The organism is Shewanella profunda, assembly GCF_023283765.1.
Taxonomy (GTDB): domain Bacteria; phylum Pseudomonadota; class Gammaproteobacteria; order Enterobacterales; family Shewanellaceae; genus Shewanella; species Shewanella profunda.
The window spans coordinates 1-13,914 of sequence record NZ_JAKILG010000010.1 but is presented as its reverse complement, the minus strand read 5'-3'; the positions used below and the strand labels follow the sequence as shown (position 1 = coordinate 13,914).

The following is a 13,914-nucleotide window of genomic DNA, read 5'->3' as shown; positions in this document are numbered from 1 at the left end:
AAAGAGAATGCTTGAACTAAAACACCTCTATCAAGGCTTTCGCGATCCCCACACTATCGCCAAGTTAGCGCGGGACATTCAGCTAACCGCTAAAACGATTAAGCAACAAATCAATATCATGGAGGTGTGTGGTGGTCATACCCACACAATCATGAAATACGGTTTACTGGATTTACTGCCTGATAATATTGAATTTATCCACGGCCCAGGTTGTCCAGTATGCGTGATGCCCAAGGAACGTATTGACCAAGCTGCCGCGCTTGCCTCCCAAGAAAATGTGATCCTTGTGACCCTAGGCGATATGATCCGCGTGCCCGGTTCCCAAGGTTCCTTAGCCAGTTTTAGGGCTAAAGGCTGCGATATCCGCCCGATTTACGATCCCTTAGATACGCTCAAAATTGCCCGTGATAATCCCGATAAAATCGTTGTTTTTTTCGCCATAGGTTTTGAAACCTCAACGCCAATGACGGCGATTCTGCTTCAACTCGCCGAACATGAAAAACTGGATAACCTGCTGTTTCATATCAACCATGTACTAGTGCCTCCAGCAATTGATGCCGTCATGCACGATCCTAATGTGAGGGTCAACGCCTTTATTGGCCCAGCCCATGTCAGTGTGATAAGTGGCGCTAAGATCTACCGTCCAGCGGTAGAGCAATATGGTACACCAGTTGTCGTATCAGGCTTTGAACCTGTCGATGTGATGGAATCAATCCTACGTATTGTGCGCCAAAAAGCGGCTGGTAAAGCCGAGCTTGATATCCAATACAGCCGCGCCGTATCGGAAGACGGTAATCTCACGGCACAGGCAAAAGTGAACCAATTCTTTAGTGTTAGACCCCAATTTCGCTGGCGTGGCCTAGGCCCTATCCCAAATTCAGCGCTGCAACTCAAGCCTGAGTATGCCCATAGGGATGCCGAACTACGGTTTAAGGACCGTTTGCCCGTAAAAGAGATTGACGATCATAAGGCCTGTCAGTGCGGCGATATTCTTCGCGGTCTCGCTAAGCCTAAAGACTGCAAAGTGTTTGGCCGAGGTTGCAACCCTGAAACGCCATTAGGGAGCTGTATGGTCAGCTCTGAAGGCGCCTGTAATGCCTATTACCGCTACCAAGGTGTCGATATCAAGGAGCCACATCATGGCTGATTCTCCAAAGGATAAATCCATTCAACTTAGCCACGGCGGTGGTGGCAAAGAGATGAACAAACTCATTCGCGAGCTGTTTTTTGTCGAGTTTGATAATCCAATTCTGCGTAATGAAGAGGACGCTGCAAAACTCGACTTACATGGCGCCAATGCTTTTACCACAGACTCTTTTACCGTATCACCGTTGTTTTTTGCTGGCGGTGATATCGGCAAGCTTGCTATCGCGGGCACTGTTAACGATCTCGCCATGATGGGCGCTGAACCTCAGTATTTAAGCTGCAGTGTGATTATAGAAGAAGGCTTTTCTATCAATGAATTAACGACTATTGTCCGCAGTATGGCAAAGGAGTTAAAACAAAGTGGCGCGCGGATTGTCTGTGGCGACACTAAGGTTGTGCCCAAGGGCTGCGCCGATGGTTTATTTATTAATACTTCAGGCATTGGTCGCATTTTACGTCCCAATATCTCGGCAGCAAATCTCACACCGGGCGATGCCATTATCGTCTCACGTGATATCGGTTGCCACGGCGCGGCAATTTTAATGGCCCGCGAAGGTTTAGTGCTCGAATCTGCGCTTCAAAGCGATTGCGCAACCCTCTGGCCCGTCGTGGAGCAGTTGATTGCCGCCAATATTCAAATTCATGCGATGCGTGATGCAACCCGCGGTGGTTTATCTGCTGTATTAAATGAATGGGCTGTTGCATCCAATGTTGGTATCACAGTGAATGAAGCCAGTATTCCTGTTTGTGATGAAGTCAAAGGCTTATGTGAACTCTATGGCTTTGAAGCCATGGATCTCGCCAACGAAGGCACTTTTATCATGGCAGTGCCTAACGAGATCGCCTTAGGCGCGCTCGAGATTATGCAGCGTTTTGGTCACTGTGAACACGCAGCCATTATCGGCACGGTAACAGAAGAAATACCGGGGAAAGTTATTTTAAAAACCCCTTGGAATACCAAGCGTTATCTCGACCTTCCCCAAGGTGAACTGCTGCCAAGGATTTGCTGATGCACGAATATTCCATTGTCAGTGCCTTAATTGAGCAATGTGAGCAGCACGCTCTAGCCAATCAGGCAAATAAGATCACTCGGGTGGATATCAAGCTTGGGGTGATGAGTGGGGTTGAGCCCGCATTACTGCAAACGGCCTTTGATACGTTTAAACTCGATAGTATTTGCAAAGAAGCTCAGCTAAATATGCAATTACAGCCCTTGGTGATCCAATGCCTCGACTGTCAAACTTCGTCTGAACTCAATGAGCGCTCTATTGTTTGCCCTGCTTGTCAAAGTTATCGAACCCGCGTTCTCGACGGCGAAGATATGTTACTGATGCAACTTGAAATGGAGCAAGAATAAGCATCTGCATCATTGATTGTATCGAGATTTAAAACATGTCGATGTTTGGTGCTGATGTTTCTAGATCCTTCCCCAAAATACAAAAGGCTTTGAGTTAACCGCCTCAAAGCCTTTTTAGATCATCAAAAGTTTTTAGTTACCGTAAATAGAAGCCTCTCCCTCAGGGCGAGTTTTTAACAAGCGCAGAAACCACATATATTGCTCTGGATAGGCTAAGATCACCTGCTCCACCACCTTATTCAGTGCCAAAGCTTCATTCTCTTTGCCTTGCATATCTTCCGGTGCAATAGCGGGCATCACAGTAAGTTCAAACTGATATTTAGCTTGGTTGTAGCCAATCTTCACCGGTAATACTTGGGCATTGCCCGCCTGAGCTAAACGCCCAACCACAGGAAGAGTCGCTTTCACTGTGCCAAGGAAAGGCGTAAACACACTTTGTTCTGGGCCTAAGTCTTCATCGGGCAAATAAAAAAAGCTGTTATTCTGCTTAAGCTCGGCCAATAAGGCCCGAATACCCGCCTCACGCATATACACATGGCCGCCACAGCTACTGCGCACGCGATTACTAAACCAATTAAACAAACCGTTTTTATGGGCTTTTGCCATAGTCACCAGAGGCATCTCACTATTGATGCGTAATCCGGCATAATCTATCGGCCAGACATGGGGCATGATAAAAATAATCGGTTGTCCCGCTGCCTGCGCTTTTTCCACATGCTCAAACCCACTCAGGCTAACTCGGCGGCGCAAATGGGCTTTCGAGCGCACCAACAACTCGCCTTGTGCCAACAGCACTAAGACAAAGTTTTGCACGTTCTCACGGATTAATGCTTCTATTTCAGCGGCGGATTTTTCAGGGAAACATGTCTTCAAGTTGGCTCTTGCCACTCGGATAGGCTTTTTGGCAATCGGTATAACCCATTTTGCCAATAATCTTGCGATAGGATCACGCAGCCGTGCGGGCATAAGTCCAAAAATAACGAGTAAACCAATCGCCAACCATGAAACCCAGTGTCTAGGGTGTAGCAATGCTAGCGGAAAGCGACGGTCAAAATATTTGGGCTGTCTTGACAACGAAATCACCTCAGACAGTGGATAGAATGATATTGCGAAAAAACAAATGGGAAAGCCACTCGCAAAGGAGTGGCTTTCCCATCAAACAAACGAAATTACTTACCCGTATTTGCGGCTTCTACACGAGTTTTCAGCTTCTGGCCGGGACGAAAAGTCACGACACGACGAGCAGAAATTGGGATATCTTCGCCTGTTTTTGGGTTCCTTCCCGGTCTTTGATTCTTGTCCCTAAGGTCAAAGTTGCCAAAGCCAGATAACTTGACCTGCTCACCACTTTCAAGTGCGCCCCGAATTTCTTCAAAGAACGACTCAACCATCTCTTTGGCGACACGCTTGTTCATTCCCAGTGTTTCAAAAAGATGTTCTGCCATTTCGGCTTTGGTAAGTGCCATACTTTAATCCCTCAACGATGCGTTGAACTCGGTCTTAAGGGCGGAAACAACTGATTCAACCGTCTCAGCTATCTCTTTTTCCTCAAGTGTACGAGTAGTGTCTTGTAATGTAAGTGCTATCGCCAGGCTCTTCTTGCCGGGTTCAACACCTTTACCTAAGTATACATCGAACAAGTTTATGCCAACCAACTGATTTTCGCCAACTTTTCTTATCACTTTCATTATATCGCCTGCAGATACACTCTCATCTACTACTACTGCGATATCACGACGATTAGCTGGAAACTTAGATACAGCTTGGGCTAGCGGTAAACTGGTATGCAATAAAGCATCCAATTCCAACTCAAAAACGATGGTTTTACCATTGAGTCCAAAAGGCTTCTCCAAACGAGGATGGATTGCACCTAGATGACCGATCACTCGATCATTTCTCAATATTTCAGCACATTGCCCCGGATGGAGAGCAGAATGCGTCGCTACTCTAAAGCTAAATTCAGACGCGGAAACTGTCAAGCCGATAATTGCTTCTAAATCACCTTTAAGGTCGAAAAAATCAACAGTTTTCGATTCCATAGCCCAATGTTCATCATTTTGGAGCCCAGTAATGACACAAGCGAGCATTGCTTGCTGTCTTACACCGGATTCTGCATTGATATCAGGAACAAAGCGCAGGCCAGTTTCAAAAAGTCTCACGCGACTCTGTTGACGACTTTGGTTGTAGCCAACGGCGGCCAATAAACCGGTGAACATTGACAGGCGCATGGCCGACATTTCACTGGAAATTGGGTTTGGTAACACCATGGCATCGCATTCTGGGTGAACCAGATTTTGCAATTTCGGATCGACAAAGCTATAAGTCACCGCTTCTTGGAAGCCACGAGCAACCAATAAGGCACGAACGCGTTTTAAGCTTAAGTTAGATTCTTTATGATCAGACATGCGTAGCGCAGCCACAGGCGCCGTATTCGGAATATTGTTATAACCGTAGATACGCGCCACTTCTTCGATCAGATCTTCTTCAATCGCCATATCGAAGCGATACGTGGCCGTGGTCACCTGCCAGCTATCTTGGCTAGCAACCACACTAAAGCCTAGACGTTGCAGGATCTCAACCACATCAGTGTCTGGCACATGGTGACCCAAAATTCTATCTAACTTGCTACGGCGTAATACAATTTGTGCAGGTTTTGGTAAATCAGCATCGGATTTAGCTTCAACCACAGGGCCCGCTTCACCACCACAGATATCGAGTACTAAACGCGTAGCACGGTCGATAACCTTGTGTTGCATCTCAGGGTCAACACCACGCTCAAAACGGTGTGATGAGTCTGTATGCAGGCCTAAACGACGTGATTTACCCATAATGGCAAGCGGTGCGAAGAACGCACATTCAAGCAATATGTCTTGAGTGGTATCACTCACGCCTGAATATTCGCCGCCAAACACACCTGCAAGAGCTAATGGACGCGCATCATCGGCGATCACTAAGGTATCGCTTGGAATCGTCACTTCGCTGCCATCAAGCAGAGTGATTTTCTCTTCGCCAGTGCCTAAACGTACTTGGATGTCGCCGGTTAACTTGGCAAGATCGAAAGCGTGCATAGGTTGACCGAATTCAATCAACACGAAGTTAGTGATATCGACGATAGGATCGATAGAGCGAATACCGCTACGGCGCAGTTTTTCCTGCATCCATAATGGTGTTGGCGCTTTAACATTGACGTTTTTAACCACACGGCCTAAATAACGTGGACAAGCAGCTGGCACGTTAACGTTAATCGTCACCTGTGCATCTGTTGTTGGCGTTACCGCCTGCCACTGCGGCTCAACCACTGTTTGGCGATTTAACACGCCCACTTCACGGGCAAGGCCTACCATGCCTAAACAATCGGCGCGGTTAGCGGTTAAATCCACTTCGATCACTGCGTCATTAAGCTGCAGATATTCACGGATATCAGTGCCTAATGGTGCGTCCTGTGGTAATTCGATAATGCCATCGCTTTCGACGTTAATGCCAAGCTCGCTGTAGGAACACAACATGCCTTCTGATGGCATGCCACGCAGCTTGGCTTTCTTGATTTTGAAATCGCCAGGTAATACGGCGCCAACCATAGCCACGGCCACTTTTAAGCCTTGGCGGCAGTTTGGAGCTCCGCAGACGATATCGATAAGTTCACTACCGCCAACGTTCACTTTAGTCACACGCAGTTTATCGGCATCGGGGTGCTGAGCACACTCAACCACTTCGCCCACTACCACGCCATTAAAATCGGCGGCAACAGGATCAACGCCATCAACTTCGAGACCGGCCATAGTGATCTGGTGGGATAATGCTTCACGACTCACTGAAGGGTTGACCCATTCTCGAAGCCAAGATTCGCTAAATTTCATGCTATTACAGCTCCGTTATTTAAATTGCTTCAGGAAACGTAGGTCGTTTTCAAAAAACGCACGTAAATCGTTTACGCCGTAACGCAACATAGTTAAGCGCTCGACACCCATACCAAAAGCAAAACCAGAGTATTTTTCTGGATCTATGCCAACGCTGCGCAGCACATTCGGGTGCACCATACCGCAACCTAGCACTTCTAGCCATTTGCCGTTTTTGCCCATCACATCCACTTCCGCTGAAGGTTCAGTGAATGGGAAATAAGAAGGACGGAAACGCACTTGCAGATCTTCTTCGAAGAAGTTACGCAGGAAGTCATGCAAAATGCCTTTAAGCTCAGCAAAGTTCACATGTTCATCCACCAACAGACCTTCCACTTGGTGGAACATTGGCGTGTGAGTTTGATCGTAATCGTTACGATAAACACGACCCGGAGAAATAATGCGCAGTGGCGGCTTTTCCGTTTCCATAGTACGGATTTGCACACCGGAGGTTTGGGTACGCAACATCAGCTTAGGATTGAAATAAAAGGTATCATGATCGGCACGCGCTGGGTGGTGCTCGGAAATATTCAATGCATCAAAATTGTGAAAATCATCTTCAATTTCAGGCCCCTGCTTTACAGAGAACCCTAATTCCCCGAAGAAGGTTTCGATACGCTCAATGGTGCGAGTCACAGGATGTAGGCCACCGATTTCGATGGTACGGCCCGGTAAAGTCACATCAATCTTCTCGGCGATTAATTTGGCTTCCAGTTCCGAACTCTTCAGACCATCAATGCGCTCAGTTAATTTTTGTTGAATCGCCTGTTTAGCATCATTGACCGCTTGGCCAAAGGCTGGCTTTTCTTCTGGGCTTAAGCTACCCATCATCTTCATCATGTCGGTGATCTTACCTTTCTTACCAAGGTAATCGACACGGATATCATCCAGTGCTTTTAGATCACTGGCCTGGTCAATAATGACTAAGGCTTGTTCTACGATCTCTGTTAACTGCTGCATTTTCTCTTCCACTGCATAGTCGCGCTTGATAAACAAGTGCTATGGGCGCCAAACTTTCAGGCTATTTGGGTGCTCAGGTTATCGGGCGTTAATGCCAGACGCTTTGCTAGTTATAACGCTAGCTATAACGAAATAAAAGGATAGAAATTTTACGCGAGCGAACGCCATATTACTAGGGCTTATTCGGGGTTTTTATCATGCAAATTCATGCGTTACCCCAACACAGTGGGTGAGTTTTATTCAAGTTGAAATCCAACAGATGCTTTTTAAGCCAAAATTTTCCTTTTCTACGCCACTAGCCGAAAATGTAACTAAACTGTAAACTCCCGGCTGTACCTTGCCAAAATTGCAGCAATTCATACAAAACGACTGTAATTGGACAACATTAATACAAGCAAATGCTTACAAAGCAGAAAACTATAAAGTCTATGGCAAACTGACCGATACAGATTCGGTTCCAGCCTAATTTAATGAGGCGCTAATGAAAGAAGTAAAATTTCGTTGGATAGATCAGTATCTTATCCACATGACCTTAAAAACTAAATTCGCTATTCTCGCCCTTGTTCCCATGGTTATGATTGTGGGATTAGCGGTTTTTCTTAATAACCAGTTTCAACAAACCCTTATCGATGCACATCTCAACGCTCTGCAAAACTCATCACAAAAAATTAATCAGGTGACCTCCCTACTCTATAGCAAATTACCAGAGCAAGAACGTCAAGCACTACAAAGCCAGCTTAGCAGCGCTAATGTTAGTATCATGGCACTGAATAATGCCGACAGTAAGGCACAGTCTATTGCCCGCAGTGGCGGCGGCATTGATGATAGTCAATCGCAAAGAGCGATCAGTGGTGTAAATGATCAAAATCAGATCACTATTATTCCCGTCGATAATCGGGAGATTGATGCCCTACTCGCCAAGGATAACCTGCTGGTTTATGGTCTGATGGCGGCATTACTGTTTGTGCTATTTTTATTCAGTTATTACATCTCAACCTTCGTTGGTGGTGCACTTTACACCACGGTAATGGCATTAAAACGGGCTGCATCGGGGGATTTAACCGGACGGTTGAACTTTTTTGAGGTGAAGGATGAATTTAGTATCTTAGCCATTAGCATAGATACCCTGGTGGAACGTCAGCATACCTTAGTCAAACAAATTGCCGAGTCGACCAGCAAAATTCGCGAGGTCGTCTCATCATTTCGAAACACGGCCCAACAAGGTCAATCCCTCGCGGTGAATCAGAGACAACATCTTGATTCCTTAGCGACCGCGATGGAAGAAATGACCGCCGCGGTAAAAGAAGTGGCGCGCAATGCCGAGCAATCCTCAGCAGAAACCCAAGAGACTAATCAGCAAGTCAGTAATGGTGCTAGGGATATTGAAACCACAGTACATGCCATTGATCTGCTATCTGATGAAATTTCCGATGCCTCCGATGCAGTCAATATTCTTAATGAAAATGCCAGCAAAATTGATGAGGTTGTTTCAACCATCAATGCCATTTCCCAGCAAACTAACCTGCTTGCCCTCAACGCTGCAATTGAAGCGGCGCGCGCTGGTGAGCAAGGCAGAGGCTTTGCCGTCGTTGCCGATGAGGTAAGAACACTGGCTGGCCGCACCCAAGCGGCAACGGTTGAAATTAAAACCATGATCGAATCTCTGCAAACGGGTACACGCAACCTGACCCAAGTGATGTCACGCACGGTAAGTCAAGCCAGTGAAGGCAAGCATCATGTATTGCAAACGGGCAAAGATTTAGGTTCGATTGCCCATCACAGCAATAAAGTGCTTGAGATGAGCGTCTTGATTGCCACTTCCGCCGAGGAACAGTCGGCGGTAGCCAATGAGATTGCGACTAACCTGATGGAAATTCGCAATCAATCCCATGATGTTGAACAATCGGCGAATCAATCTGTTTCAGGTTGCGACGAACTGCAAGCGACAGCAGGACAACTCGATCAACTTATGGTTGGTTTAAAAATCTAATCGTTGAAGTGCTAAGCAACAAGGGAGCCAAAGCTCACTTGTTGCTTAAATAACGAATCTCCATCGGATTAATCCCTAATTAATTCATTTCTATAATTTAGAATTCCTAAATAAATTAAAATAAAATAAAAATTTTAAAAGTTAGATTTGGATTATCGAATTTAGCGGCCCCACAACACAATCTTGATCATACTTTTAAACTAAAAAAGCATTCATCCATTCACCTTTGATAACGATCAACGTTTTGTCATCTTAAAAATCTATTATACGTTCGCAAAGCCAAGTATAAACCTCTGGATTATTATTAATTTAAGCTTAATAAACCCTGTTAAACCCTAGTGTATTTCAGTACACATTAATAATAAAACAGCGGTATAAGCTTCAAGGCAAATGCTATTTAGACCTTTAAAAAAAGCAATAATTGCGCATTACCTATATTGCGCCACTAGCTCTTTATTACCGGATAAGAGCTTATTTTATTGAATATTTAATAACTGAATAGCTTATTTGCTGGCTTGAGAATGATGATTTAACCCAACAATAAAAGAAGGAAAATAACATGCTTAAAAAGATGATGCTAATGTGTGCACTGTGTTTCTCTACTAGTTTGATGGCGGCATCACTTGCTGACAGCCATTCTGAAAGATCTGACTGTGAATCATGCCATAAGGATAAAACACCTTCTGCGGATTATGTTTTTGAAAATGAGCAATGTGTATCATGCCATGGTGAAATGAAAACACTCGCAGGTGAAGCTCATACTAAGCATGATGGCGTTTTAACATGCACTAATTGCCATATCGCTCATGAAGAAAAAGCCCCTGCAGATGCCTGCAAAGAATGCCATTAATTTGCTGCAAATCTAAAGCCAAAGAGCCGAAGAACAAATTGTTTTGAATGGACCCATTAGGCAGGATGCCACTTAACCCAACCTCCAAGGGTGTTTGCCATCTATTGCTCACAGGTGGCAATTTTTATCCCCGTTTGTATAGCCTTAATGTATATCTAACGGCTAAATACTTCGCTCATATTCCATAGAAATAAGACAAATTTAAGCATCCCAAGTAAACCATAAGACGAGTGTCAGGGTATTGTTCTCAAGAACGCCAAGGCTTTTTCTAAGTCGCGGGTGCGCGCCATTGGCGGCAATGAGTTTAAGAAGGCTTGGCCGTAATAGCGATTCACGATGCGATTATCGCAAAGGATCAGCACACCACGATCTTTTTCATCGCGAATAAGTCGTCCAACCCCTTGTTTAAGCGCAATAATCGCCTGAGGTAATGACACTTCAGTAAAAGGATCGAGTCCCTGACGGCTCACGTTGTCGGCTCTGGCGCGATACAGGGGCTCATCGGGCGATACAAAAGGTAATTTATCGATAATCACGCAGCTTAAGAGTTTGCCGCGCACATCCACCCCTTCCCAAAAACTACTGGTGCCGAGTAACACCGCATTGCCAAGTTGGCGAAACTTAGTCAACAGGCTCTGTTTACCCGCTTGGCCTTGTACCAGCAGCGGATACTGAGTGCGAGTTCGTAGTGCCAGCGCCGCTTGTTCGAGCATTTTATGGCTGGTAAATAAAATAAAAGTGCGCCCCTGCGCCGCATCTATCGCTTGCACGCACACATCCACCAGCTGATTTAACGCTTGCTGTTGATTGGTCACGCTACCAAGTTGTCTCGGCACACAAAATACCGCTTGGCGGGGATAATCGAAGGGACTGTCGAGAATGCTCTGCTGCGCATCGACGATACCCATTTCACGGGCAAAATGGGCAAGACTGCGGTTTACCTGCAAAGTGGCCGAGGTAAATATCCAGCTAGTTTCCGGCACAAATAACTGCTGGCACTCGCGGGCAATATTGATCGGTGAAATTCGCAGCACCACAAAGCGACTGCCAAATTCTATGCTGTAGGCGGCCTGATTATTATCGCAGTGAAAAAATACGCTGAGCTTATTATTCAGCTCCGTCAACTTGATGGCGATATCATCTAATAATTCACTGCGGCCAATATGGGCCATTAATAAATTCTGCAGCGCGGTTAATTCAGCCAGTAAATCCCATGACGCACCCGCGAGCACTTTATTGCCCAGCACTAAACGCCAGTCGGATTCGCCGCAGGAATATAACTGATTATGCCAATCACTTAATTTAGCGAGGCAACGCTGGCAAAATTGGGCAATTTGCCCCGTATCACTAAGTTCTGTTTGATAAATGGCAAGTAGCTTTTGAATAAAATCATCGATAGTACGACTCGAACATTGCTGACCAAAATAGTTAACGCAAATATCAGGTAATAAATGGGCCTCATCGAAAATAACCACATCGGGATCGGGTAATAATTCGGCAAAGCCCGTGTCCTTCAATACGCTATCGGCGAAAAATAAATGGTGGTTAACCACAATGATTTTGGCATCCATGGCTCGGCTGCGCGCCTTGCGGGTAAAGCAGGCATCGTAAAAGTCACAGCGCTTACCTAAGCAGGTTTCCTTGGTGCTGACAACCAGTGGCAGCGCGGAAGAATTTTCAGGAACGGAGGTGATCGCACCAATATCGCCATCCTTACTCGTACCCGCCCACTGATTGATTTTTAACAAATCATCCAATAAACGCGCTTCAATATGGCTTGCCTCACTCATTTGCTTATCGAGTCGCCACTGACACAGATAATTATTGCGACCTTTAAGCAGTGCCAGTTTGGGCTCGATCCCCAACATGGCGACTAGGGCGGGTAAATCTTTAAAAAACAACTGCTCTTGCAGATTTTTACTGCCGGTACTGACGATGACTTGCTTGCCGCTCAATATCGCGGGGATCAAATACGCAAAGGTTTTACCAACACCTGTGCCCGCCTCAATCACCACATTGCCCTTAGATGCTATCGCCTCACTCACTTCCTGCGCCATCTGCATTTGGCTTGTCCGCGCACTAAACCCTTGAATATGCTTAGACAACACTCCATCTGGCAAAAATGCGCGTTGCACTTCGGTCGCGAGTCGACTCACCGCAGCGACGCCTTTTAAGGCAGCAGGCTTAGCGACGGATTGCTTACCCACTGCTGGTTTAGCGACGGCTCCTTTAGAGAAAGCAGGCTTAGTGGTCGGTTGGCGGGAGCGAGTCAAAGGTAGAATCAATCCTTTATCAAGGTGTTAGGAAGCGTTATTGAAAACAATGCAGTAAGGCCACACAATAAGCTGCTGAGCGAGTGCATAGTGATGACTTTATTAGCACATGCACTAGTTAGTGCCGCAAACCGCTGCGTAAACTATAGCGTTAAGCTTAAAGACTCGATGCATTATGCTGATTTAAGATAAGACTACAAGTTAGCAAGGATAATTTCACGAGTTCTTTCCCTCGCGCCATACGGAGTCGGCATTAAGTCCGTTCATTATGGGTATGTCAGTTTTTGACACAAAGCACCCAAAGCAAGATAGTTGAGTTACACGCATTACGCATTAATTGCCATTGTTTCCCCCAGTGACACGCCCCTTTATTTAACAAGAAGCGTCCCTGAGGGCTCTACTAAAACATATATGTTTTAGAAGGTCACTGTTGCAACAATGACAATCTTGACTACCCCTTATACTGTTCATTCAGCTAAAAAGCTATTGCCCCAAAGCTTGTTTAAAAGTTAAAAATGCAAGTAGGGCGAATAAAGCTGTGGCTATAGAAAAGCTAATATCATGAGGTTACTTTCAACCTAGAAGTCATGCCCGTCCAATCTTTCACTTTTATCCTTATCGAGTTTGGATCAAGTTACTTACCAAATAGTTTAGGAGATATTTTTTCTAAATTTTCAAGGCTAATGCTAGATAAGTTGTCCCCATCAGGTTTAATGAATAGATGTGCTTTTTGGTCAAAATAAACGAAAGGCACTGCGTTAGTTGGCGAAGCTGGAACAAAATAGTAAAACTCACCTAACTTACTTACAGATGGGATGTTTTTTGCTGCACGGAAAAAAGTTTGGTAGCTCATTTTTTCTAGGCCAAATACTAAATACTTTCCTGTAGTGCCATTTGGTGTGGTAGTTGTTTTGGCAAGAAGTATAGGGGTTGTATGCCCTGCGGCTACACAATCAAGAGGGTCTGCAATTCCTAATTCTACTTGATCTTTTTTAAACATATTTTGACGTCTTAAACATTCATCGCCATGATAGGTATAGAGGTCGAAAGTTTTATATTTCACTTTCTTTGTATATTTAATGTTAAATGTGTTCGAAGCACCAACCGAGACAATATTTTCTAGTGAAGATAAAGCCTTATCCATATTAACTTGGTCAAATGACTCAACTGATATGTAAGCTATGCCGTAAGCGTGGTTGAGAAGTGCATTACTTATATTGGTACCTAACATGCTCAAAAATGCCCCGCCTAAGCCACCGCCGTTACCGAAACCAATAATTGCATCTGCGGCGTAAGAACCTGCACCTGGGCTTGTATCTGCATCCCGTGGTCAGGGCGGGATCATACTTTGTTAACTAACGGAAACTTTTAGGCTTAAACAGGATCAGAGCAAGCATGTTATGCTAACGACCTATTCCCTATGTCACTGTTTGAACACTTGA

At 45.3% G+C, this 13,914-nt stretch carries 11 protein-coding genes; 5 read left to right on the top strand and 6 right to left on the bottom strand.

Annotated features, from left to right (window positions below; translation table 11 throughout):
* Positions 1–7 precede the first annotated feature (7 nt).
* From hypD to hypA, 3 genes are read left to right on the top strand one after another with little or no spacing between them, the layout of a single operon-like run.
* Positions 8–1,147 carry a hydrogenase formation protein HypD gene (hypD, locus tag L2744_RS07085; protein ID WP_248991258.1) on the top strand — a complete coding sequence of 380 codons (1,140 nt, stop codon included), beginning with the start codon at positions 8–10 and terminating at the stop codon, positions 1,145–1,147.
* Positions 1,140–2,156 carry a hydrogenase expression/formation protein HypE gene (gene hypE, locus L2744_RS07080; RefSeq protein WP_248991257.1) on the top strand — a complete coding sequence of 339 codons (1,017 nt, stop codon included), beginning with the start codon at positions 1,140–1,142 and terminating at the stop codon, positions 2,154–2,156. The genes hypD and hypE overlap by 8 nt, the downstream gene beginning before the upstream one ends.
* Positions 2,156–2,503 (top strand): hydrogenase/urease nickel incorporation protein HypA, encoded by a 348-nt coding sequence (gene hypA / locus L2744_RS07075; RefSeq protein ID WP_248991256.1) that lies wholly within the window; start codon positions 2,156–2,158, stop codon positions 2,501–2,503. Before hypE ends, hypA begins: the two co-directional genes overlap by 1 nt.
* A gap of 132 nt (positions 2,504–2,635) precedes the next feature.
* Here hypA and lpxM read toward each other — a convergent pair whose 3' ends face one another.
* The 4 genes from lpxM to pheS form a co-directional block, all read right to left on the bottom strand.
* A complete protein-coding gene (lpxM, locus tag L2744_RS07070) occupies positions 2,636–3,577 on the bottom strand; it encodes a lauroyl-Kdo(2)-lipid IV(A) myristoyltransferase (RefSeq protein WP_248991255.1) in 942 nt (313 codons plus the stop codon).
* Between the two features lie 95 nt (positions 3,578–3,672).
* Positions 3,673–3,969: an integration host factor subunit alpha gene (gene ihfA / locus L2744_RS07065; protein WP_006081370.1), complete on the bottom strand. Its 297-nt coding sequence runs from the start codon at positions 3,967–3,969 to the stop codon at positions 3,673–3,675.
* Between the two features lie 3 nt (positions 3,970–3,972).
* Entirely contained in the window at positions 3,973–6,360 is a 2,388-nt protein-coding gene (gene pheT, locus L2744_RS07060; RefSeq protein WP_248991254.1) for a phenylalanine--tRNA ligase subunit beta, read from the bottom strand.
* 15 nt (positions 6,361–6,375) lie between these two features.
* Positions 6,376–7,359, bottom strand: a complete 984-nt coding sequence (gene pheS / locus L2744_RS07055) for a phenylalanine--tRNA ligase subunit alpha (protein ID WP_248991253.1) — start codon at positions 7,357–7,359, stop codon at positions 6,376–6,378.
* Between the two features lie 481 nt (positions 7,360–7,840).
* Here pheS and L2744_RS07050 point away from each other — a divergent pair, with 481 nt between their 5' ends.
* The gene (locus L2744_RS07050) at positions 7,841–9,349 is read left to right on the top strand and encodes a methyl-accepting chemotaxis protein (protein ID WP_248991252.1); all 1,509 of its coding nucleotides are present in this window, start codon (positions 7,841–7,843) and stop codon (positions 9,347–9,349) included.
* Positions 9,350–9,908: 559 nt separating this feature from the next.
* On the top strand, positions 9,909–10,199 hold the full coding sequence (locus tag L2744_RS07045; RefSeq protein WP_198780124.1) for a cytochrome c3 family protein: 291 nt from the start codon (positions 9,909–9,911) through the stop codon (positions 10,197–10,199).
* Positions 10,200–10,432: 233 nt separating this feature from the next.
* On the opposite strand, the gene yoaA is transcribed toward L2744_RS07045, so the two are convergent.
* Positions 10,433–12,472, bottom strand: a complete 2,040-nt coding sequence (yoaA, locus tag L2744_RS07040) for a DNA repair helicase YoaA (RefSeq protein ID WP_248991251.1) — start codon at positions 12,470–12,472, stop codon at positions 10,433–10,435.
* A 634-nt stretch (positions 12,473–13,106) separates the two neighbouring features.
* Positions 13,107–13,709, bottom strand: a complete 603-nt coding sequence (locus L2744_RS07035; protein WP_248991250.1) for a hypothetical protein — start codon at positions 13,707–13,709, stop codon at positions 13,107–13,109.
* Positions 13,710–13,914 lie beyond the last annotated feature (205 nt).